Raw genomic sequence first — 21,570 nt, 5'->3', positions numbered from 1 at the left:
GGTATCGGGGTTTTCCCTGATGCGGGGCGGGAAGATGGCTTCCTAAGATGCGGGTGAGGGTCCGCATTGTCAGGTCAGCAGCTCCACTTCCAGCCTTCTGCGAGGAACCGTATGCCGTGCCGTATCGCCAGAACCACGTTGTCCACGGGCATCGCCCTGATCATCGCCGGCAGCCTGCCCAGCGCCTTCGCCCAATCGACCGATGCCAAACCTGAGCAGACCACCGACAAGGTGGTGGATATCGGTAGCGTCAACGTCACCGCATCCGGCTCGCGCATCGATCGGCCGGGCTTCAACGCGCCGACGCCGACGGTGAAGGTGACGCCGGAGGACCTGCAGCTCTCCACCCACACCAATATCGCTGCCGCGCTCAACGACCTGCCGCAGTTCCGTGGCACGGTGTCGCCGCAGACCCATACCACCGGCGTGGACGCGGCACGGGCGCCGGTCGACCTGCGTGGCCTCGGCGTCAGCCGCACCCTGGTGCTGCTGGACGGGCGGCGCTTCTCCAGCGACAACGACCTGGCCAGCATTCCCTCGATCCTGATCAGCGGCGTGGACGTGGTTACCGGCGGTGCCTCCGCCGCCTGGGGCTCGGGCGCGGTTGCAGGCGTGGTCAACGTGCAGCTGGACAGCCAGCTGGTCGGTACCAGGATCGATGTGCAGGGTGGCGTGTCCTCGCGCTCGGACAACCAGAAGCAGTACGTCTCGGCCGCCACCGGTTTCGAGATCGCACAGGGCCGCGGCCACATCGTCATCGGCGGCGAGGCCTTGAACAACGACGGCATTCTGCCCAAGTCGTCGCGGTCATGGCTGGGCCGCACCGCGCAGCTGTCCAATGGCGACGGCACGTTCACGATGAAAGACAACGTGGGTTACGGCAATGCCGCGATCGGCGGCTTGATCACCACCGGTGTGCTGGCCGGGCAGGCCTTCAATCCGGATGGCAGTCTGCGGCCGTTCCCGGGCTATACCGGCGCGTCGCTGATCCAGGGCGGCGAGAGCCCGAGCAATGACGACATCAGCTCGCTGATGACGCCACAGCGCCGCTACAACGTGCTGGGCCGGCTGTCGTGGAACCTCACCGACAACACCAGCCTGACCATGGACGTGCGCCACTCACGCAGCTGGAACCGCTTCCCCTGGTTCGGCGACCACAACCGTGGCACCGGCCTGAAGATCGGCGTCGACAACGCCTTCCTGCCCACAGCGGTGCGCGATGCCTTGCTGGCCGCAGGCGAAACCAGCTTCGGCCTGGGGCGCTTCAACAGTGACTTTGCCTTTCCCGATATCGACTACGACCGCCGCACCACCCAGTTCACCGTGGCGCTGGATGGCGTGGTCGGCGACAACTGGCGCTGGAGTGGCTACTACAGCCACGGCGACAACCAGTCCGATCTGGCCGCGCCTGGCTTCCTGCTGACCAGCAACTACCGCAACGCGGTGGATGCGGTGATCGATCCGGTCAGCGGCAAGCCGGTGTGCCGGGTGACCCTGACCAACCCCAACTCCGGTTGTGTGCCAATCAACCTGATCGGTCATGGCGCTCCATCGGCGGAAGCGGCGGCCTACGTCACCGGCACGCCCAGGCGCATGACCAATACCAAGCTCGATGCAGCCGGCCTGGACCTGCGTGGCGAACCGTTCTCGCTACCGGCCGGCGAAGTCTCGGTGGCGATGGGGCTGGAAGCGCGCAAGGAACAGATCGACCAGAAGGTGGGTGCACAGGACCTCACCAAGTCATTCAGTACCTGGAGCTCCTCGCCGATGGCAGGCAGCTTCCAGGTGCGCGAGGCCTTTGCCGAAGTGGCCGCGCCGCTGCTGCGTGACGTGCCGCTGCTGCGCGACCTGCAGGTCAATGCGGCGGCGCGCTTCAGCGACTACAACAGCTCCGGCGCGATCTGGTCGTGGAAGTACGGCATGACCAATGAGTTCTTCGATGGCTTCCGTGGCCGCTTCACCCGTTCGCGCGATATCCGCTCGGCCAACCTGTCGGAGATGTACACCACCAGCACCACCGGCTGGTCGACCATCAGCGATCCACTGACCGGCACCTCGATCAGCGCGCTGGTGATTGGCGGCGGCAATCCGCTGCTGGACCCGGAGAAGGCCGACACCTTGACCGCCGGCTTCACCTGGGCGCCGGGCAGCGTGCCGGGGCTGATCATGTCGGTGGATTACTTCGACATCGAGATCAAGGACGTGATCACCCAGGTGTCGGCGCAGGAAACCGTGCTGCGCTGCATCGCCGGCAACCAGGCCATGTGTGGGCGAATCCAGCGCGATGGCAACGGCGAGATCGAGCGTATCAACTCCAACTACGTCAACCTGGCCGAGTACCGCACCAATGGTGTCGACCTGGACCTGCTCTACAACCTGCCGGCGGCGAAGTTGTTCCCGGCGATGTCGGGCAATTTTCACACCCGCGTACTGGCGACCTGGACCGACAACCTCACCACCTACGACGGCAAGAACACCTTCGAGTACGTGACCTCGCAGGGTCTCACCGGCGGCTCCGGTGTGCCACGCTGGCGTGCGAACGCGACCTTCGGCTGGCGTGGTGACCGCTACGGTGCGCAGGCGCGGGCGCGTTACATTTCCGCCGGTGTCTACAACAACCAGCTGGTGCTGACGAACGGCAACATCCCGTCCTATGTGTACTGGGACCTGGGAGGCAAGGCGCGTTTCACGCTGGCGGGCGACAGCGAGGTCGAGGTCTACGTCGACATAAGCAACCTGTTCGACAAGAAGTCACCACTGGGTGCGGTCGGCTCGCCTTACTACGATGTGGTGGGCCGTTACTTCACGCTTGGCGCGCGCATGCGTTTCTAGGGATGATGACTGCCGCTCAGTGATGGGCGGCAGTGTTCCGTTTGCAGAGGACTCCATATGTACCAGCACCACCTCCGTCGCTCCCCATCGCGTCCACGCCTGCGCGCGCTGTTCGTGGCACCGCTGCTGGCATGCATGCTGTTGCCGGCAATGGCCGCCACCAAGCCGGTATCCAGCCAGGGCCTGCAGTTCGAAGCGCAACGGCTTGCCGCACAACTGCCAGGCAAGCTCGGCGCGGCCATCGTGCATCTGGAAAGTGGTCGCAGCGTCTACCTCGATGCCGACCGCGCCTTCCCCATGGCCAGCACCATGAAGGTGCCGGTGGCTGTGCATATCCTCAAGCTGGTGGACGAGGGCAAGCTCACGCTGCAGCAGCAGGTGACGCTGGACGAAGATGATGTCTATCCGGAAATGGGTGGGCCGATGGACCTGCACCTGAGCGCTGGTTCGGCCATCACCGTGCGCGATCTGCTGCACATGATGATCACGGTCAGCGACAACAACGCCACCGACATCCTGATCCGTCTTGGCGGCGGCACCAGCGCGGTGAATGCACGCATGCAGGCGCTGGGTATCAACGGGATGCGAGTAGACCGCTATATCTGGGAATTGCTGGCCAACTATCGCGGCAATGACGCCTCGCAGGCTAAACCAATGGGGCCGGCGGCCTATGCCGAACTGTCGCGCACTGAACGCAGCGAGGAGCTGCGTCGTGGCCACACCAATGCCTGGAATGAGGATCCGCGCGACACCAGCAGTGCCCGCGCGATGGCGACCCTGTTGCAGAAGGTCTGGCGTGGCGAGGTGCTGCAGCCAGGTTCGACCAAGCTGCTGCAGGACATCATGCTCGACACCCGCACCGGCAGCGCCCGCCTGCGCGGCATGTTGCCGAAGGAAACCCCGGTGGCGCACAAGACTGGCACGGTTGGGGATGTGATCAACGATGTTGGCGTGATCACGCTGCCGGGTGGGCGCAGCCATGCCATCGTCACCGTATTCGTGCAATCACGCGCCAGCAGCGAGGATCGCGACGCGGCCATTGCGCAGCTGGCGCGTGCCGCGCATGACTACTTCCTGTTCGTGCCTTGAGTTGCTGCGCCTGCTCAGCCGGTGACGCTGAGCAGGCGCACCAGCTGCGCACGATGGCCAACATCGAGCTTGCGGTAGATGGCGCTGATCTGGCTTTCGATGGTCTTGCGCGAGCGCCGCAGGTGATTGGCGATCTCGTCATTGCGCATGCCATCCAGCACGAGCTCGGCGACGCGGGTTTCGGTGGGCGAGAGCCTGGACCACATCGGCCGGGTCACCACGGGCGTCGCCGTTGCCACCGATTGCAATGGCGTCAGTCGCAGCAGATACATCGGATGGATACCGTCTGCCTGCAAGCGACCCTGCAGGCCGATCTGTAGCTGTGCAGCCGGCAGGTCCAGCGCTTCCCGTGGAAGCTCAGCATCGCTGACCTGATTCGCCTGGCGCAGCCAGCTGTGCAATGCCGAAGCCACGCTGTCGGGGAAGCGCAGGCGCTTGCCGGTTTCGTCCAGCCAACCCGCGCACAACTGCTGCGCCGCAGGCGACAGGCTGATCAGGTGTAGCTCATGGTCGAGGATGATGTCGGCCTGGCTTTGTCGGTCGAGCAGGGCCTGATAGATGCTGCGACGTTCACGCCGCATCGAACGCACGCGCTGCAGGCCAGCGGTCATCAGCTGATGCAGTTCGCCGAGGAACTGCTGGTGGGCGTCGGTGATCTGCTCCTGGCCGGCCTGCATGCGGATGCTCAGCACCGCATCCAGCCCTTCCCCGCGCCAGAATGCCATGTGGATGAACTCGTTCCATCCGGGCGCGGGGTTCTGTGCGCGCAGCCGCAGCCGGGCCTGCGCGTCGGTGGAGGCGATCTGCGACAGCGTGTACCAGTCGATGCGCGGATTGCGCTGCAGATAGGGAGCGGCTACGTCGAGGCTGCGTAGCGGGCGTGCACCACCGTCAGCGCTGGCACCGAGGAAATGCAGGCTGCGCTGTGGTTGGTAGGTACCGTTGATGTCGTACATCAAGGTGCACGAATGGCAAGGCAGGTGTTGGACGACCAGATCCACGCAGGCACGCCACAGCGAATGCAGGTCCAGTGCCTGCAGCAGGCCACGCTTGGCCTGCACGGGGCAGGCATCGGGGTTTGCTGCAATGTCGTGTTCGCGTCCCAGCATGGTGCGGCGTATCTCCGGGCAATAAAGCGCAGCAACCGTGGTCGCTGTGATCCCCCTCACTTTCTGCCGCAGCGTTTCCGGCGGGGCATGGACTCTTCTAGCACCCGCTGCCGCGCGCAGGCAAGCGCGGCCCGCGCGGGAGCGCAGGACAGAGTGGCAAGTGATGTTGGTCCGGGGCGAAGGTGAACGCATCGCGCCAGCCCGGCGGTAGTTGCAATGCACTGCCGGTCTGGCCGCAGCCAGAGCAGGCCGATGCACAGGCGGCGATACCGCACTAAGCGGTGCTTGCCAGGCCAGCTTCGGCGGGCTCGGTCATGCCAAAGCTGTCATCCAGGGCACGGTACTCGCTGGGGGTCATGCCGACGGTAGCCTTGAATTGGCGGGCGAACGCACTCTGGTCGTTGAATCCACAGCGCTGGCCAATGCGGGCAATGCTGCCATCGCCACGCAGCAGGCGCATCGCCATCTCGATGCGCAGCTTGATGATGTATTGCTGTGGGGTCAGCTGGAACACGTGGCGGAAGTGCCGCTCCAGCTGCGCCAGCGACATGCCGGCGAGCTCTGCGAGTTGTGGCGTGCGCAGGTTGGCCTCGAAGTTCAACTGCATGTAGGCCACCAGCTTGTCGAGCTGGGCGAATGCCGAATGGCGGCTATTGGGTTTGCCCAGATCGCGCGAGACGCCCATCAGGCCGTTGATCACACCATTGCTGTACATGGGCCGCTTGAGGGTAAGACACCAGCCCGGCCGCCGGTTCGGATACAGGTGAACTTCCAGCCGGTCGGCGATCGGGTCGCCGTTCAGGACCTGCTGGTCCTGCAACAGGTAACGATTGCCAAGCGGCGACGGAAATACCTCAAGCGGCGAGCGCCCGATCACTTCGCCACGCTTCTTCTTGCCGAGCCGTTGCACCAGGGTGAGGTTGCAATGGGTGTAGCGTCCCTGCCGGTCCTTGACGAAGAACACGGTATCGGGGAGTGCGTCGAACAGGTGCTGTACGTCGCTGGAGGAATGTTGGGCGTCCAAGGGCATCGTCATCGCGGTGGCGGCCTTCAAGGTGGCGTGCGGCCGATCCTAGCGCATGCCGGGAGCCGCTGTCGCAGCGATTCCGGGCTTGTGCCGAATTCCGCATGAGCGCGCTCATTCGCCTGCTATTCGGGCATTTGCGGCGATGGGAGCATGCTCACATGCACCGTATCGACATCATTGATTCGCATACCGCAGGCGAACCCACCCGGGTTGTGCTGGGCGGATTCCCCGACCTCGGCGGCGGCAGCCTGCGCCAGCGGCGCGAGTCGCTGGCCCGCGATTTCGACCATTGGCGGGCGGCGCTGGCCTGCGAGCCACGCGGCTCGGACACCATGGTCGGAGCGCTGCTGCTGCCGCCCGAAGACGCATCGGCCTGTACCGGGGTGATCTTCTTCAACAACGTGGGTTACCTGGGCATGTGCGGGCACGGCACCATCGGCGTGGTCCGCACCCTGGCCGAGCTCGGCCGCATTGGCCCGGGCACGCATCGGATCGAAACACCGGTAGGAACGGTGGGGGTGGAGCTGTTCAGCGATGGCCGGGTGGCGGTGGACAACGTCGAGAGCCGGCGCTACCTGCATGACGTGGTGGTCGATGTACCTGGCCATGGCAGCGTGCGCGGCGACGTGGCCTGGGGTGGCAACTGGTTTTTCATCACCGCGCAGAGCCCGTGCGAACTGAGTCTGGCAAACCAGCGCGAGCTGACCGCCTATACCGAAGCCATCCGGCTGGCGCTGGAGCAGGCCGGCATCAGCGGCAGCGATGGCGCCATCGACCACATCGAGGTCAACGCCGCCGCACCCGATGGCAGCGGGCAGATGCGCAATTTCGTGTTGTGCCCGGGGCTGGCCTACGACCGCTCGCCGTGCGGCACCGGTACCAGCGCCAAGCTCGCCTGCCTGGCAGCGGATGGCAAGTTGGCCGAGGGTGAGAGCTGGCTGCAGCAAGGCATTCTCGGCAGCGTTTTTGAAGCCTCCTACCGGCGCGGTGTAGACGGCATCCTGCCGCGCATCAGCGGCCAGGCGTGGATCACTGCACGCGCCACCATGCTGATCGATCCGGCTGATCCGTTCGCCTGGGGCATAGGCAGCACGCAGGCATGAGCAGTAGCAGCCAGCATGACCTGATCATCATCGGCGCCGGCATGGTCGGTGCCGCCTGCGCGGAGGCGGCAGTGGCTGCTGGCCTGCGTGTGGCGGTGGTGGAATCGGGGGTGATCGGTGGCGGCGCCAGCGCGGCGGCGATGGGACATCTGGTGGCGATGGATGGCGATCCGCACGAGCTGGCGCTGTGCACCTACTCGCTGGCGCAGTGGCAACGCTGGGCCGCATGGCCGCAGGCGGAGTACCAACGCTGTGGAACCTTGTGGGTGGCACGCAGCGAAGATGAACTGGAAGGTGTGGCGGCACGGGTGGATGCGCTGGCGGCGGCCGGGGTTGGCGCACAGGCGGTGGACGCGCGTGCGCTGTACGAACTGGAGCCAAAGTTGGCTGCCGGCATGTGTGGTGGCATGCGGATGAACGACGATGCGGTGGTCTACCCGCCACGCATCGCCTGGCGCCTGATCGCCGATGCCTGCCGTGATGGTGCGCAGCTGTTCGGTGGTGTGCGCGCCAGCCGTCTGGTCGAGGGCGGCGTGCTGTTGGCCGATGGCCGTGTCCTGCACGGGAAAGTGCTGGTCGCCACCGGCACTGCGTTGCCCGAGCTCCTGCCGGAGTTGCCGATGCGCGCGCGCAAGGGCCAGCTGGTCATCACCGACCGCTACCGTCCCATGCTGCGTCACCAGCTGATAGAAATGGGCTACGCCGCTGCCGCACATGGCGATGATGCGGCCAGTGTGTCGTTCAACGTGCAGCCGCGCCCGAACGGACAACTGTTGATCGGTTCCTCGCGCGAATACGACGCGACCAGCAGCGATGTGTCGCCGTTGCTGCTGCAGCGGATGCTGCAGCGTGCATTCCAGTTCGTCCCCGCATTGCAGGGCCTGCGCGCGCTGCGCAGCTGGTGCGGATTCCGCCCGGCAACGCCGGATGGGCTGCCCTATCTGGGTGCGGTACCCGGCCGTGATGGCGTCTGGGTTGCGGCAGGCCATGAAGGGTTGGGAATTACCGCTGCGCCTGGCAGTGCGCGCTTGGTGATTGATGCCTTGCTTGGGAACTCGCCGGCGCTGGCGTTGACGCCATATCTGCCGGATCGGGTATTGCAGGTGATGCGATGAGCCACGTGGTGTTGAGCGTGGATGGCATGCGCGTGGAAGTCGCCGATGGTGCCACCGTCGCGGCCGCAATTGCCCAGGTACGCAACCGCTTTCGTCTTTCGCCCAGTGGCCAGGCGCGGGCACCGCTGTGCGGCATGGGTGTGTGCTTCGAGTGCAGGGTAAGCATCGGCGCGGAAGAGCAAGTGCGGGCGTGCATGGTGTTGGCGCGGCCGGGCATGCGCGTGGAGACGCAGCGATGAAGCGTCTGGTTTTCGATCTGTTGGTGGTTGGCGCTGGCCCGGCCGGTTTGGCCGCGGCGCATGCGGGTGCGCGGCGCGGCGCCAAGGTTGGCCTGGTGGATGCCCAGCCGCGCGCAGGAGGCCAGGTCTGGCGGCATGATCTGCGTTTTGGTGTGCCGGCAAGGGCGCGCGCGCAGATCGATGGCCTGCAGGCCGCGGGTATCGAATGGCTGCCTGGGCATGAGGTAGCGATGGCTGAGGAGCATTGCCTGATCGCAGCACATGCCGACGCGGCGGTCGCCCTGCACTGGCGCAAGCTGGTGATCGCCACTGGCGCACGCGAGCTGCTGTTGCCGTTCCCGGGTTGGACCTTGCCCGGCGTCAGCGGTGCCGGCGGTCTGCAGGCCCTGGCGAAGCAGGGCTGGCCTGTGGCCGGCAGGCGGGTGGTGGTGGCGGGCAGTGGACCGTTGCTGCTGGCTGCCGCGGCCACGCTGAAGCGCCACAGTGCCGAGCTCGTCGGCATCCATGAACAGGTGGATGCCGCGCAGCTGCGTGGGTTTGCCCGCCAGCTGTGGCGCTGGCCACGCAAGCTCGCTCAAGCCGCCCTGCTGCGTGCAGGCCTGGCGGGTGTGCCGTGGCACAAGCACAGCATCGTGCGCGCCGCGCACGGCGTTGGTGCGTTGTCCGCAGTTGACGTGGAGTTTGCCGATGGCCGTTGCGAACGGATCGACTGCGATCTGCTGGCGGTGGGCTGGGGATTGGTACCCAATATCGAACTGGCGCGCATGCTCGGCTGCGAGCTGGACGGGTCATATACCCATCCCGTGCTGCGGGTGGATCAACGCCTGCGCAGCAGCCATGCCGACATCCATGCCGCCGGTGAGGTGATAGGTGTCGGTGGCCGCGATTGCGCGCACCTTGAAGGGGCGATGGCGGCCTGCTTTGCACTGGGCGATGAGCGCGCCGGCGAAGCGTTGCGGGTCCGTCGTGAGCACGAGCGCGCATACGCGCGCCTGCTGCAGCGCCATTTCGTCGCCGACGCCAGGGTCCATGCACTGGCAGCGGACGACACCCTGGTATGCCGCTGCGAGGACGTTCCACTGTCGGCGATACGCGAACACCGCGATCCACGCCAGTTGCGGCTGGTTACCCGCTGCGGCATGGGCGCCTGCCAGGGCCGGGTCTGCGGCGCCGCGCTGCGTGAACTGCAATTGGCTACACCCAACGCTTCCCCCACGGCCGTGCGGCCACCGTTGACCCCGGTCACGTTGGCAGCATTGGCGAATGTTTCCTTCGACGAAAACGGAACAGGTACTCCTTGATGAGCAATGCAGAATTCTGGCGCGGCGTATTGCCCGCCATCACCACCCCTTTCACCACCGCTGGTGATGTCGACCACGCCTTCCTGGCCGAGCATGCGCGGCAACTGGTCGATGCCGGTTGCAGCGGTCTGGTACCGCTGGGCTCGCTGGGCGAGAGCGCAACGCTGAGCTTCGATGAGAAGGTCGCCATCGTGCGTACCCTGGTCGACGCGGTGGGCGCACGGGTGCCGGTCGTTGCCGGCATCGCCGCGCTGTCCACGCAGGAAGCCATTGCGTTGGCAGCGGCGGTCAAGCAGGTGGGCGCCCGCGGCCTGATGGTGCTGCCGCCTTATGTCTACTCCAGCGATCGCCGTGAGATGGGCGACTACATCCGCGCCGTCATCGCCTCCACCGACCTGCCGGTGCTGCTGTACAACAATCCTATCGCCTACAAGACCGACTTCAGCCCGGAGCAGATCGCCGAGTTCGCCGCTGAGTTCCCGCAGGTGCAGGCGATCAAGGAATCCTCGGGCGATGTACGTCGGCTGGCTGCGATCAAGGCCTTGCTTGGCGAACGTCTGGTGCTGCTGGTGGGTGTGGATGACCTGATCGTGGAAGGCATCGCGATGGGCGCCGAGGGCTGGATTGCCGGTACCGTCAATGCCTTCCCGGCCGAAGCCGTGCAGTTGTTCGAGCAAGCACGCGATGGTGGCTATGCGGCTGCGCGCGAACTGTATGAGTGGTCGTTGCCGCTGCTGCGCATGGACACCGTGCCCAAGTTCGTGCAGCTGATCAAACTGATGCAGGAGCGCGTAGGTCTGGGCAGCGAGCGCGTGCGCGCGCCGCGACTGGTGGTGGAAGGTGCCGAACGCGCGCAGGCGCTGGCGCTGATCGACCACGCCATCGCCACCCGCAAGCGCTGAGGTGGATATGGTCGCGCCGCTACTTATCGCAGGCCAATGGCGTGCCGCAGACGACTGCACGGGCAGCTTCCGCGCAATCGACCCCTCTTCCGGGCAGGCCATCGGTATTGCGTTCCCGCGCAGCGGCGCGGCCGACGTGGAACAGGCGCTGGCAGCCGCCAGCGCCGCTGCACCATTGTTGGCGGCGGTTGAGCCGTCACGCATTGCTGCGTTCCTTGAAGGCTATGCGGCCGCGTTGGAGGCCGATGTAGAAGCGCTGGTGGCGCTGGCCCATGCCGAGACTGGCTTGCCGGCAGCCACCCGCCTGCGCGGCAATGAGCTGCCGCGTACCTGCAACCAGCTGCGCCTGGCCGCACAGGCGGCGCGCAGCGCCAGCTGGGCGCGACCGGTGATCGACACCGCCGCCGGTCTGCGCTCCTGCCATGCACCGCTGGGCAAACCGGTCCTGGTGTTCGGGCCGAACAATTTCCCGTTCGCCTTCAATGCGGTTTCGGGTGGCGACTTCGCTGCCGCCATCGCCGCGCGCAACCCGGTGATCGCCAAGGTGCACCCGTCGCATCCTGGCACCAGCCAGCGCCTGGCCGAGCACGCACAGCGGGCTGCCGACGTTGCGGGTTTGCCGGCGGCGACAGTGCAACTGTTGTACGACGTGGCAGCGCCGCTGGGGCTGACACTGGCCGCAGACACGCGCTTGGGAGCGATTGCCTTCACCGGGAGCCGTGCTGGCGGGTTGGCCTTGAAGCAGGCAGCAGATGCTGCCGGCACGCCGTTCTTCGGTGAGTTGTCCAGCCTCAATCCGGTGTTCCTGCTGCCGGGGGCATTGGCCGAACGTGGCGCGGCGCTGGCGGAAGAGTTCAGCGGCTCCTGTCTGCTCGGCAGTGGCCAGTTCTGCACCAACCCGGGCTTGGTGGTCGTGCCGCGTGGCGTAGCCGGCGATGCATTCGTTGCAGCGGTTCGCAGCCGTTTTGTGGAGACCCCGCCGCAGCTGCTGCTTTCATCGGCGGTGCGGGCATCGCTGCAACATTCAATCACCGCCCTGCGCGATGCGGGCGCTCGCCTGCTGTGTGGCGGTGCGCCGGGCAGTGTGGGCGTCACCCATGCGCCGACCCTGTTCGAAGTCGATGTCGAGACGTTCCTGGCTGCGCCATCGCGCTTCCAGGTCGAAGCCTTCGGCCCCAGCAGTCTGATGCTGCGGGTAGATGATGTGGCGCAGATGCAGGCAATCGCCGCAAGCCTGGAAGGCCAGCTCACCGGCACCCTGTACCGCGCCAACGACGGCAGCGATGACGCGACGTGGCAAGCATTGGCTCCTGTACTGCGTCCGCGGGTGGGACGGCTGATCTGCAACCGCATGCCGACCGGCGTGCTGGTCAGCCCAGCGCAGCAGCACGGTGGGCCGTTTCCTGCATCCACCCAGCCCGCTTTCACCGCAGTGGGCCTGCCGGCGGCAATCCTGCGCTTCAGCGCCCTGCAGGCATACGACAATGTGCCCGATGCGCTGCTCCCGACCGAGCTGCGCGATCGCAACCCCGGTGGCTTGCTGCGTTGGATCGACCAGCGCTGGACCACCGACGACATCGGAGCCTCGCCATGAATGCACAGATCGGACATCTCACCCTCGAGCAGGCACGCGCCCAGTTGGCGCCGTGGCCGCACCGTGCGCCGGCCATCAGTGCCGAGGAGCGCGCACAACGCCTGCAGCGCGCCCGCACGCTGATGCGCGAGCAGGGCGTGGATGCGCTGCTGGTCAGCGCGGGCAGCTCGTTGCGCTGGTTCTGCGGCGTGCCGTGGGGTGGCACGGAGCGGCTGGTGGCGCTGTTGTTGACGCTGGAGGGCGAGCCGTTGCTGATCTGCCCAGCGTTCGAGGAAGGTTCGTTGGATGCGGTGCTGCGCATCCCGGTCGGCAAACGCATGTGGCAAGAGCACGAAGATCCGCACGCCATGGTGGCCGCGGCAATGGCCGAGCGTGGCGCACGCACGCTGGCTCTGGACCCGGAGGCACCGTTCCGCATCCAGGTCGGTTTGGCAGCCCATCTGGGCGCGTCGTCCATCCAGTCCGCAGCACCCATCATCGACGGTTGCCGCATGTGCAAGTCGCCGGCCGAGCTGGCCTTGATGCAGCAGGCCTGCGACATGACCCTGTTCGTGCAGCAGCTGGCGGCGGGCATCGTCCATGAAGGCATCGGCACCGACACCCTGGTGCGCTTCATCGATGAGGCGCACCGCGCCTTGGGTGCCGATGGCGGTTCCACCTTCTGCATCGTGCAGTTCGGCCAGGCGACGGCCTTCCCGCACGGCATTCCCGGCGTGCAGCACCTGCGTCGCGGTGAGCTGGTGCTGATCGATACCGGCTGTGCGGTGCAGGGCTACAACTCGGATATCACCCGCACCTGGATCTTCGGTGAGCCCGATGCCGAGCAGCTGCGGATCTGGAACCTGGAGCGTGCGGCGCAGCAGGCCGCGTTCGATGCGGTACGCCCGGGCGTGCCTTGCGAGGCGGTCGATCAGGCCGCGCGCACGGTGCTGGAGGCCGCCGGCCTCGGCCCGGACTACAGGCTGCCGGGCCTGCCACACCGCACCGGCCACGGCTGTGGCCTGGCCATCCATGAAGCGCCGTATCTGGTGCGCGGTAATGCGTTGCCGTTGGCGCCGGGCATGTGTTGCAGCAACGAACCGATGATCGTGGTGCCGGGCAGCTTCGGCGTGCGTCTGGAAGATCACTTCTACGTGACCGCCGATGGCGCGCGCTGGTTCACACCACCATCGCCGGCCATCGACCGGCCATTTGCCTGACCTTTGAACGCAAGGAGACACGCTGCATGCTTCGATCCGGGGGAATCCACTGTCACGCCCGTCTGCTGGTGCTTGGCCTGATCTGCGCCGCTTCACCGTTGCTGGCACAGGCGACCGCGCCACCGGCCCCGGACGAGGCCGCCTTCAGCCGTTCGTTGCAGCTGCGCGAGCAATGGATGTACCTGACCCAAGGCCTGGCCGGGCCTGCGACCTGGACGGATGCGCAGCGCTACCGCTACCGGCGTACCGTGCCGGGCGGCTTCGAGTTCGTGAGCCGCAGCGTGGACGAAGCGCAGGCCGTGCCAGCCTTCGATCAGACGCGTCTGGCGACGGCCTTGTCGCCGCTGCTCGGTCGCCGCGTGGAGGGTCGCCGCCTGCCTTTCTCCGACTACACGCTGGAAGACGACGGCCGCGCCTTGCGTGCCTGGATTGATGGCGGCTGGATGCGTTGCGAGCTGGCAGAGACCTACCGCTGTGCGCGTTGGAGCGAACCCGGGCCGAGTCCGCGCCCGCGTGGCTGGGGCGTGGTGCGAGACCTGTCGGTGGCTGCCGACGATACGCCGCAGCGTTCGCCGGATGGACGCCATGAGGCGCAGGTGCGCGATGCCAGCGTGATTGTGCGCAATCTCGCCGATGGCAGTGTGCGGGTGTTGGCACGCGATGGCGCGGCCACCGATTTCTATGATCCGGAAAGCATCATCTGGTCACCGGATTCCTCGCGTTTCATGCTGCTGCGGGTCACGCCCGGCTACCCTCGGCAGGTGACGCGGGTGGAAACCTCTCCGCGCGATCAGGTGCAGCCGCGGGTCCGCACCCAGTTGTATCCGAAGGCAGGCGATCCGGTCGATATCGATCGCCCGGTGATCTTCGAAGTGGACAGTGGCAGGCGCATCGAGGTGCCGACCACGCTGTTCGCCAACGCTTACGAAATCACCACGCCGCAGTTCCGTGCCGATGGCAGGACCCTGGTGTTCCGCTATACGGCGCGTGGCCATCAGCAGGTGCGCCTGATCGAGGTAGATGCGCATAGCGGCAAGTCGCGCAGCGTGGTGGAGGAAAACAGCAAGACGTTCGTCAACAGCTGGTGGTACCGCGCCGAGTTCCACGATGTCGGCAAGCGTGGCGAGCAGATCGTTTGGATGTCCGAGCGCGATGGCTGGAATCACCTGTACATGGTGAACGGTCGCAGTGGCCGCCTGCAGCAGTTGACCCGCGGCCCGTGGGTGGTGCGGCAGATCATCAAGGTGGATGAAGCGCGCCGGCAGATCTGGTTTGCTGCCAACGGCCGTGAGTCGGGCGACCCGTACATGCAGCACTTCTATCGCGTCGATTTCGATGGCCGCAATCTGCAGCACATGACGCCGGGCAATGGCTGGCATGAGGTCAGTCTGTCACCGGACAACAATCACTACGTCGATACCTGGTCGCGGCTGGATCAGCCCAATATCAGCGAGCTGCGCGATGCGCGCGACGGCAAGTTGCTGCAGACCATCGAACGCGGCGATGCCAGCGCGCTGTTCGCCGCCGGCTACCGCGCGCCGGAGACTTTCTCTGCACCTGGCCGCGATGGCAGTACGCCAATCTTTGGATTGGTGGTGCGGCCAAGCAACTACGACCCCGCACTGCGCTATCCGGTGATCGAGAGCATCTACGCCGGTCCGCATGATGCTTCGGTGCAGAAAAAATTCTGGCCGTTCGACTCGCAGTCCAGCAATGAGCGGCTGATCGGCCTGCAGGCGTTGGCGGACCTGGGTTTCATCGTGGTCGAGATCGACGGCATGGGCACGATGAACCGTTCAAAGGCCTTCCACGATGTGGCCTGGAAGAACCTTGGCGATGCCGGCTTCCCCGATCGCATCGCCTGGCACAAGGCGATGGCGGCGCGTGATGCGTCCTATGATATCAGTGCCGGCGTCGGCATCTACGGCGCCTCGGCGGGCGGCCAGAACGCGCTCAACGCGCTGCAGTTCCATCCGCAGTTCTACAAGGTGGCGGTGGCCTACAACGGCTGCTATGACAACCGCATGGACAAGCTCAGCTGGAACGAGCAGTGGCTGGGCTGGCCGGTGGACGCCAGCTACAGCCGCGCCTCGGGCGTGGACAATGCGTCCTTGCTGCAGGGCAAGCTGCTGTTGATCGTTGGCGAGCAGGACGAGAACGTTGATCCCGCCTCGACCTACCAGGTGGCTGACGCGCTGATCCGTGCCGGCAAGGATTTCGACCTGCTTGCGGTGCCGGGCACCGGCCACGGCGTGGGCCGTTCGCAGGAGCCGGTGGATTACATCCAGCGCCGCAAGTTCGATTTCTTCGTACGCCACCTGCGCGGTCTGGCGACACCGGATTGGAATCAGAAAGCTTCGCCATAGGCGATGCGTCGGTTGAGATGGACCGTGTCTGTCTCATCGTTCCTTGCTTGCGCTTCGCGTCCCCTCTCCCCAACCCCCCGTTCCGCGCCCCGGCCCTTGCGCAAGCGCAAGGTCGTTCAAGGTGCTACGAACCTTCGGTTCGTCAGCCGGCCCCTTTCACCGCGCAAGGGGAGAGAGGCTAAAGCCGCTGTTGCACGCATTGCTGGAACTCGCAATGCACCAAGCCCCTCTCCCCTTGCGGGAGAGGGGTTGGGGAGAGGGGGGGCGCGAAGCGCCCATACGCAGCCAGCAAAGCGAACGACCACCTGCGTGGCGATATCGGAACAGGAACGATCAGTCTGCTGGCAATCAGCAGGCTCTCTCATCCCGGCTGCCCTGTGCTTACCCGGGCTACGAAGTCTGCATCGCATGGTTCGATCAACTCGCAGATTGCAGGCAAAAAGAAACCACCGCAGCGACAAGGCACTGCGGTGGTTGAGGGAATCAATCAGCCAGCGGGTTCTATAGTTTGTATTCCACCGTCATGAAGTACTCGGTGCCCACCGGGTTGTACTTGCTGATGTCCGCATACGGCCACCATTTCTCCGACGAGTGGCGGTAGGGCGTCTTGTCGAACAGGTTGACCACCGCCAGATTGAAGGACAGCTGTTCGGTGGCGCGGTAGCCCAGCGACAGGTTCACCGTCATCCACGGCTTGAAGCGTTCGTACTGGTCGGCCCAACGCACCGGCGAGGAGCCGAGGCGGTTGAAGTGCAGGTAGCTGGAGAAGCGCTTGTGCTCCCAGCCCAGGGTCATGTTGGAGCGGGTGCGGAATTCGCTGTTCCACTGCCGGTCGCGGATGTTCTCCACTTCGTCCTCGGGCAGGTAGCGGCTCAAGGTCTTGAGGATGTGGGTATAGCTCAGGCGTGCGGAGAACTTGCCCCAGTTGTCGGTGGGCAGGCTTGAGCTCCAGCTCGCATCAATGCCGTTCTGCTGGTACATGCCGGTATTGAACGGGCTGGTGATCACCGACAGCACGTCGTTGTTGCGACCACCGCGCTCAACCCGCGCCAGCATGGTCTGGCACTTGGGCGAGTTGGGGTCCACGTCCAGGCCTTGCTGGTCGTAGCCCAACGCGCACTCGGCGGCGTAGCGCAGGGTCGCGTCGGCGCCGATCAGGCCCACCTGTTCTTCCAGCTTGATGCGGTACCAGTCCAGCGTGAATGAGTGGTTCTGGCCGATCTGCGCGACCATGCCGATGGTGTCGCTGCTGCCTTTTTCCTCATGCAGACCAGGGTCGCCTTCGGAGTACTGGCGGATCGAGCCGGTACCGTAGTCATTGCCACAGGCCTGCCAACTCTGCCCGCGCTGCAGGCCTTCGCCCTGCACGCAGCCGAGGTAATCAACTCCGCTGGTATAGGACGAGCTGCGTTCGGCGAACATCACGTGCATGTCCGGTGCGCGGAAGGAGGTGGCATGCGAGGCACGGAACAACAGCCAATCACTCGGCCGCCAGCTCAGGCCGGCCTGCCAGGTGAACGCGCCACCGACATCGGAGGCATCGTCGTAGTGGTCGTAGCGTGCGGCCAGCTTGGCGTCCCATTGGCCGAAACCGGAACCCGCCGCCAGCAACGGCACCGAGAACTCCGTGCCCAGCGCGTAGTGGTTGCGCTTGCCCTTGCCACGGATGCCGCTCCAGCCATAGATCTCACCGTCGACGGTGGGCTGGTCGGTGATGAAGCGGTAGCTGTCGCGCGTAGCTTCCAGCACGCCGGCGAACGCCAGCGGACCGGCCGGCAACTCGAACAGGCTGCCGGACAGGTCGGCACTGAACGACTGCGAAGTCGAGCGGCCATCGCCAACCGAGGTATGCATGGCGTCGCGGAACATCTCCGGCGACAGATCACCGAAGAAGTCGATGTTGGCGTTCGGCGCATAGTTGGCATCGAGCTGGTTCTTGCCCACGCGTACCCAGCGGCTGCCTGCCCAGGGGAAGGACCAGTCGCGGCCTTGCTGGCCGAACATCAGCGACAGCATCGCTTTGTCGTTGAAGCGTTCCACCGTGTCCCGGTAGCGATAGCGGCCGTAGTTGTAGTTCACGCTGTAGTCGAACTTGCCCAGCGCACCGCGCAGGCCGGCGATGATGACGTCGTTGTCTTCCTTGAATTCCTGGTTGCTGCCGGGGAATTCATCGTTGCGGAAGGTACGGTAGGCGTGGCGCCACGCAATCGGGTTGGGCTGGGCGGCCTGCATCTCGTCGACCACTTCGTAGTCCACCGCGAAGCCGTAGCGGTACATGCCTGCCTCGGCACGTGAGCGGGTGCTCAGCGCGGTCGCATACAGCTCGTGCTCGCCGAGCTGGTGGGTCAGGTTGAGGAAGCCGAACAGGCGCTTGCGGCCGTTGCGGATGGTGTAGCTGTCGAAGTCGTTGTCGCCGCAATACTTCTCGCTGCCGGCGCCGGCCCAGCCGGGCCGTACCGAGTCATAGCCCTGGGCCTGGCAGCGCGGACTCAGATCCAGCAGGTCCCAGCCGGTATCGCGGTCCCAGAACGACATCACCTGGGTAGCGCCGCGATAGTCAGGGTCGGGTGAACGTTCGGGTGAGTCGAACCAGTCGCGCTGATTGCCCTTGATCGGCCAACGGCGATCCCATTCCAGGCCGGCGGTGACCTGGGTATCACCGAACTCGAAGCCGCTGGTGACCGAGACGCGCTCGGAGCGGCCGCCGCCGTGCACGGTATCGCCATGCCGATAGGACAGGGTGGTGCCCTCGAGCTTGTCCTTGAGGATCACGTTGACCACGCCGGCTACCGCATCGGAGCCGTAGATGGCCGAGGCGCCGCTGGTCAGGATCTCGATGCGGTCCACCGCCGAGGTGGGAATCATCGCCAGGTTGGTGACGTTGCCACTGACCGTGCCGGACGGCTTGGGCAGCATCGGAATGCGGCGGCCGTTGAGCAGCACCAGCGTGTAGCCCGGCCCGAAGCCGCGCAGGTTCAAGGCCTGCGCATTGGCGTTGAAGTTGTTGGTGCTTTCCTCGCCGACGAACACGCCGGTATTGGCGGTGATGTTGGACAGCGCATCGTAGACATTGGCAAAGCCCTGATGCTCCAGGTCCTCGGCGGTGATCATCTGCACCGGATCGATGCCTTCGATCTCGGTGCGCTTGATGCGCGAGCCGGTGACCTCGACCTTGTCCAGCGTCCTGGCCCCCTCGCCAGTGGTGCTTTGCTGGGCCATGGCCAGGCCCGGTAACAGCGCCAGGCCAATGGCCGTAGCGATGGTGCAGCGTTTCGGTAAACCCCTCATACTCCCTCCCGAGTGTGGCGTTTGTTTGGCGGTTCTAGTGCCGCCGTGTCGGGCGCAATGGCGCCTTTTTCCATGGTGTTGAAGGCGGGGCGGGGCCGATAGCACGAAAGGCCGGGGACGAATGCGGAACTCCGCACAGCCCTGGTACGGGCATGCGAAACCGGCAGCGCGATCCCGCGTTACCGGAGCAATGCCGATGAATCCAGTGGTTCCACAGAGCGAAGACCTGCAGCTTGTGCTGGCGCGGCTGCGTTACGCCTGGCAGCAGCACAAGCCGGACTACACGCAGCGCCGCAACGACCTGCGCCGCCTGCGTGCGGCATTCAAGGCGCGCATTCCGGAGATGACCGAGGCGATAGCCGCTGACTTCGGTCATCGCTCCAAACACGAATCAGTGATCGCCGACGGCATGACCGTCACCGGTGAGATCGATCATCTGCTCTCGCACCTGCGCGGCTGGATGAAGCCGGAGCGGATCGGCGTGGGTTGGCGCTTCTGGCCCGCGCGGGCGCAGGTGCGGCCGGTGCCGGTGGGTGTGGTCGGGGTAATCTCGCCGTGGAACTACCCGGTCAATCTGGCGCTGGTGCCGTTGGCGACCGCGATCGCCGCTGGCAACCATGTGATGCTCAAGCCGTCCGAGCACACGCCGAACAGTTCGGCCTTCCTGCAGTCCTTGTTGGCCGAGGTGTTCCCTGCTGATCGGGTGGCGGTGCTGCAGGGCGACGTCAGCGTGGCGTCGGCATTCTCGGGCCTGCCGTTCGACCACCTGGTGTTCACCGGCTCCACCGCGATTGGCCGCAAGGTGATGGCGGCTGCCGCGCAGCATTTGACGCCGCTGACGCTGGAGCTTGGCGGCAAATCACCAGCGCTGGTGGCAGCGGACTATCCGGTGGAAGGCGCAGCGGCGCGCCTGGCCACCGGCAAGTGGTTCAACGCCGGCCAGACCTGCATCGCACCGGACTATGTGTTGATCGACGAAGCACGGGTTGATGCCTTGGTTGCCGCGCTGCGTGCGCAGGTGCAGCTGCGTTACGGCGACTTCAGTGACGCTGCGGATTACAGCCGCATCATCAACGAAGGCCAGTACCAGCGCCTGCAGGGCTATGTGGATGACGCGCGTGCGCGTGGCCTGCAGGTGTTGCCGCTGGCGGACATCGACGCCGAGCGTTCGCGGCGCGAGCGCTTGTTCCCACCGACCTTGATCCTGCAACCGGGCGATGACGCGACGGTGATGCAGGACGAAATCTTCGGGCCGATCCTGCCGATTCGCAGCTACCGCTCATTGGACGAGGCCATTGCCACCATCAACGGCCGCGACCGGCCCTTGGCCCTGTATCCCTTCAGCCATGACAAGGCGACGGTGGAAAGGATCGTCGGCCAGACCATTGCCGGCGGCGTCACCGTCAATGACACCTTGCTGCACTTCGCGATCAACGGTTTGCCGTTTGGCGGTGTTGGCGCAAGCGGCATGGGCGCGTACCACGGCAAGGCCGGCTTCGATGCAATGAGCAAGCGCTTGCCGGTGTTGTGGCAGACCCGCCGGGCGGGCAGTGATCTGCTGCGGCCGCCGTACACACGGGTAGCGCGTTTCATCGAGATGATTTCGCGCTGAGGGAGAAAAGCCGCAACCAGGCACAGGGGGCCGGCTGCGGTGACACTGGCACGAGGGAGAGGGAGCCGGGTGTCGAAAAGCTTTTGAAAGCCCCTCTCCCTGCGGGAGAGGGGTTGGGGTGAGGGTACGGGGGCGAAGCCACTTGCAGCCAATTATCTCTAGGCTTCGCACTTACCCTGATCCGCCCCTTCGGGGCACCTTCTCCCGCAGGGAGAAGGGAGTGGTCAGGCATCGCTTTTGCTATCAGCCGCCCAGCTCATCTGCAATCCGCAAACGCAAAGCCTGCAGATCCTTCGCAAACGCCTCAATACCAGTAGCCAACTTCTCGGTCGCCATCGGATCAGCGGCCATATCCGCATCAAACTTCGCTTCATCAATCGCAGCGACGTTCATTGCTTCAGCAGCACCGGCCGCCAGCTTGCGCGGCAGCTCACCGAAATCCGCATCCAGCTTCTCCAGCAGGTCCGGCGAGATCGTCAAACGGTCACAGCCAGCCAGCGCTTCAATCTGCGCGGTCGAACGGAACGAGGCACCCATGACAACGGTGTTGGAGCCGCGGCGCTTGAACTCGGCGAATACGCCGCGCACGAACACCACGCCCGGGTCTTCGTCGATGTTGGCCGGGGTCTGGCCATTGGCCACGTACCAATCCAGGATGCGGCCGACAAACGGCGAGATCAGGAAGGAACCGGCTTCCGAGCAGGCCAGGGCCTGGGTCGGGTTGAAGATCAGGGTCAGGTTGCAGTCGATGCCCTCGGCCCGCAGTACGCGCGCGGCTTCGACGCCGGCCCAGG

15 protein-coding genes are annotated in these 21,570 nt (G+C 65.5%); 11 read left to right on the top strand and 4 right to left on the bottom strand.

What is annotated here, in order from left to right:
• Nucleotides 1–111: 111 nt before the first annotated feature.
• Both ACVOMF_RS09255 and bla read left to right on the top strand, forming a co-directional pair.
• Entirely contained in the window at nt 112–2,832 is a 2,721-nt protein-coding gene (locus tag ACVOMF_RS09255; protein WP_481509021.1) for a TonB-dependent receptor domain-containing protein, read from the top strand.
• A gap of 57 nt (nt 2,833–2,889) precedes the next feature.
• Nucleotides 2,890–3,921 (top strand): class A beta-lactamase, encoded by a 1,032-nt coding sequence (gene bla, locus ACVOMF_RS09250; protein ID WP_481509020.1) that lies wholly within the window; start codon nt 2,890–2,892, stop codon nt 3,919–3,921.
• Nucleotides 3,922–3,935: 14 nt separating this feature from the next.
• Here the strand turns inward: bla and ACVOMF_RS09245 are convergent, their stop codons facing one another.
• Both ACVOMF_RS09245 and ACVOMF_RS09240 read right to left on the bottom strand, forming a co-directional pair.
• On the bottom strand, nt 3,936–5,030 hold the full coding sequence (locus ACVOMF_RS09245) for a helix-turn-helix transcriptional regulator (RefSeq protein WP_481509019.1): 1,095 nt from the start codon (nt 5,028–5,030) through the stop codon (nt 3,936–3,938).
• Nucleotides 5,031–5,304: 274 nt separating this feature from the next.
• A complete protein-coding gene (locus ACVOMF_RS09240) occupies nt 5,305–6,066 on the bottom strand; it encodes a PAS domain-containing protein (RefSeq protein ID WP_481509030.1) in 762 nt (253 codons plus the stop codon).
• 149 nt (nt 6,067–6,215) lie between these two features.
• Here ACVOMF_RS09240 and ACVOMF_RS09235 point away from each other — a divergent pair, with 149 nt between their 5' ends.
• The 8 genes from ACVOMF_RS09235 to ACVOMF_RS09200 are packed head-to-tail and all read left to right on the top strand — an operon-like array spanning nt 6,216 to nt 15,876.
• Nucleotides 6,216–7,160 carry a proline racemase family protein gene (locus tag ACVOMF_RS09235; protein WP_481509018.1) on the top strand — a complete coding sequence of 315 codons (945 nt, stop codon included), beginning with the start codon at nt 6,216–6,218 and terminating at the stop codon, nt 7,158–7,160.
• Nucleotides 7,157–8,275 (top strand): NAD(P)/FAD-dependent oxidoreductase, encoded by a 1,119-nt coding sequence (locus ACVOMF_RS09230; RefSeq protein ID WP_481509017.1) that lies wholly within the window; start codon nt 7,157–7,159, stop codon nt 8,273–8,275. Before ACVOMF_RS09235 ends, ACVOMF_RS09230 begins: the two co-directional genes overlap by 4 nt.
• Nucleotides 8,272–8,514, top strand: coding sequence for a (2Fe-2S)-binding protein (locus ACVOMF_RS09225; RefSeq protein ID WP_481509016.1), 243 nt, complete (start codon nt 8,272–8,274; stop codon nt 8,512–8,514). Before ACVOMF_RS09230 ends, ACVOMF_RS09225 begins: the two co-directional genes overlap by 4 nt.
• Nucleotides 8,511–9,815: an FAD-dependent oxidoreductase gene (locus ACVOMF_RS09220; protein ID WP_481509015.1), complete on the top strand. Its 1,305-nt coding sequence runs from the start codon at nt 8,511–8,513 to the stop codon at nt 9,813–9,815. Before ACVOMF_RS09225 ends, ACVOMF_RS09220 begins: the two co-directional genes overlap by 4 nt.
• On the top strand, nt 9,815–10,717 hold the full coding sequence (locus ACVOMF_RS09215; RefSeq protein ID WP_481509014.1) for a dihydrodipicolinate synthase family protein: 903 nt from the start codon (nt 9,815–9,817) through the stop codon (nt 10,715–10,717). The genes ACVOMF_RS09220 and ACVOMF_RS09215 overlap by 1 nt, the downstream gene beginning before the upstream one ends.
• 7 nt (nt 10,718–10,724) lie before the next feature.
• Nucleotides 10,725–12,311: an aldehyde dehydrogenase (NADP(+)) gene (locus tag ACVOMF_RS09210; protein ID WP_481509013.1), complete on the top strand. Its 1,587-nt coding sequence runs from the start codon at nt 10,725–10,727 to the stop codon at nt 12,309–12,311.
• Nucleotides 12,308–13,510: a M24 family metallopeptidase gene (locus tag ACVOMF_RS09205; protein ID WP_481509012.1), complete on the top strand. Its 1,203-nt coding sequence runs from the start codon at nt 12,308–12,310 to the stop codon at nt 13,508–13,510. The genes ACVOMF_RS09210 and ACVOMF_RS09205 overlap by 4 nt, the downstream gene beginning before the upstream one ends.
• A gap of 26 nt (nt 13,511–13,536) precedes the next feature.
• Nucleotides 13,537–15,876 (top strand): S9 family peptidase, encoded by a 2,340-nt coding sequence (locus ACVOMF_RS09200; RefSeq protein ID WP_481509011.1) that lies wholly within the window; start codon nt 13,537–13,539, stop codon nt 15,874–15,876.
• A 501-nt stretch (nt 15,877–16,377) separates the two neighbouring features.
• Here ACVOMF_RS09200 and ACVOMF_RS09195 read toward each other — a convergent pair.
• On the bottom strand, nt 16,378–19,164 hold the full coding sequence (locus ACVOMF_RS09195; RefSeq protein WP_481509010.1) for a TonB-dependent receptor plug domain-containing protein: 2,787 nt from the start codon (nt 19,162–19,164) through the stop codon (nt 16,378–16,380).
• A 196-nt stretch (nt 19,165–19,360) separates the two neighbouring features.
• On the opposite strand from ACVOMF_RS09195, the gene ACVOMF_RS09190 reads away from it, so the two are divergent.
• A complete protein-coding gene (locus ACVOMF_RS09190) occupies nt 19,361–20,776 on the top strand; it encodes a coniferyl aldehyde dehydrogenase (protein WP_481509009.1) in 1,416 nt (471 codons plus the stop codon).
• 243 nt (nt 20,777–21,019) lie between these two features.
• On the opposite strand, the gene ACVOMF_RS09185 is transcribed toward ACVOMF_RS09190, so the two are convergent.
• The coding region (locus tag ACVOMF_RS09185) for a transaldolase family protein (protein ID WP_481509008.1) at nt 21,020–21,570 on the bottom strand (551 nt) is incomplete at its 5' end.

This window comes from Stenotrophomonas sp. STEN022 (assembly GCF_056760155.1).
The sequence above is the reverse complement of the archived record's forward strand: the minus strand, read 5'-3'. Positions and strand labels throughout refer to the sequence as shown.

Excerpts from the sequence above, each read along its gene's own strand:
- ACVOMF_RS09200 (WP_481509011.1), top strand. The coding sequence starts at position 13,537 with ATGCTTCGATCCGGGGGAATCCACTGTCACGCCCGTCTGCTGGTGCTT.
- ACVOMF_RS09210 (WP_481509013.1), top strand. The coding sequence starts at position 10,725 with ATGGTCGCGCCGCTACTTATCGCAGGCCAATGGCGTGCCGCAGACGAC.
- ACVOMF_RS09195 (WP_481509010.1), bottom strand. The coding sequence starts at position 19,164 with ATGAGGGGTTTACCGAAACGCTGCACCATCGCTACGGCCATTGGCCTG.
- ACVOMF_RS09205 (WP_481509012.1), top strand. The coding sequence starts at position 12,308 with ATGAATGCACAGATCGGACATCTCACCCTCGAGCAGGCACGCGCCCAG.
- ACVOMF_RS09240 (WP_481509030.1), bottom strand. The coding sequence starts at position 6,066 with ATGACGATGCCCTTGGACGCCCAACATTCCTCCAGCGACGTACAGCAC.
- ACVOMF_RS09235 (WP_481509018.1), top strand. The coding sequence starts at position 6,216 with ATGCACCGTATCGACATCATTGATTCGCATACCGCAGGCGAACCCACC.
- ACVOMF_RS09220 (WP_481509015.1), top strand. The coding sequence starts at position 8,511 with ATGAAGCGTCTGGTTTTCGATCTGTTGGTGGTTGGCGCTGGCCCGGCC.
- ACVOMF_RS09230 (WP_481509017.1), top strand. The coding sequence starts at position 7,157 with ATGAGCAGTAGCAGCCAGCATGACCTGATCATCATCGGCGCCGGCATG.
- ACVOMF_RS09190 (WP_481509009.1), top strand. The coding sequence starts at position 19,361 with ATGAATCCAGTGGTTCCACAGAGCGAAGACCTGCAGCTTGTGCTGGCG.
- ACVOMF_RS09225 (WP_481509016.1), top strand. The coding sequence starts at position 8,272 with ATGAGCCACGTGGTGTTGAGCGTGGATGGCATGCGCGTGGAAGTCGCC.
- ACVOMF_RS09245 (WP_481509019.1), bottom strand. The coding sequence starts at position 5,030 with ATGCTGGGACGCGAACACGACATTGCAGCAAACCCCGATGCCTGCCCC.
- bla (WP_481509020.1), top strand. The coding sequence starts at position 2,890 with ATGTACCAGCACCACCTCCGTCGCTCCCCATCGCGTCCACGCCTGCGC.
- ACVOMF_RS09255 (WP_481509021.1), top strand. The coding sequence starts at position 112 with ATGCCGTGCCGTATCGCCAGAACCACGTTGTCCACGGGCATCGCCCTG.
- ACVOMF_RS09215 (WP_481509014.1), top strand. The coding sequence starts at position 9,815 with ATGAGCAATGCAGAATTCTGGCGCGGCGTATTGCCCGCCATCACCACC.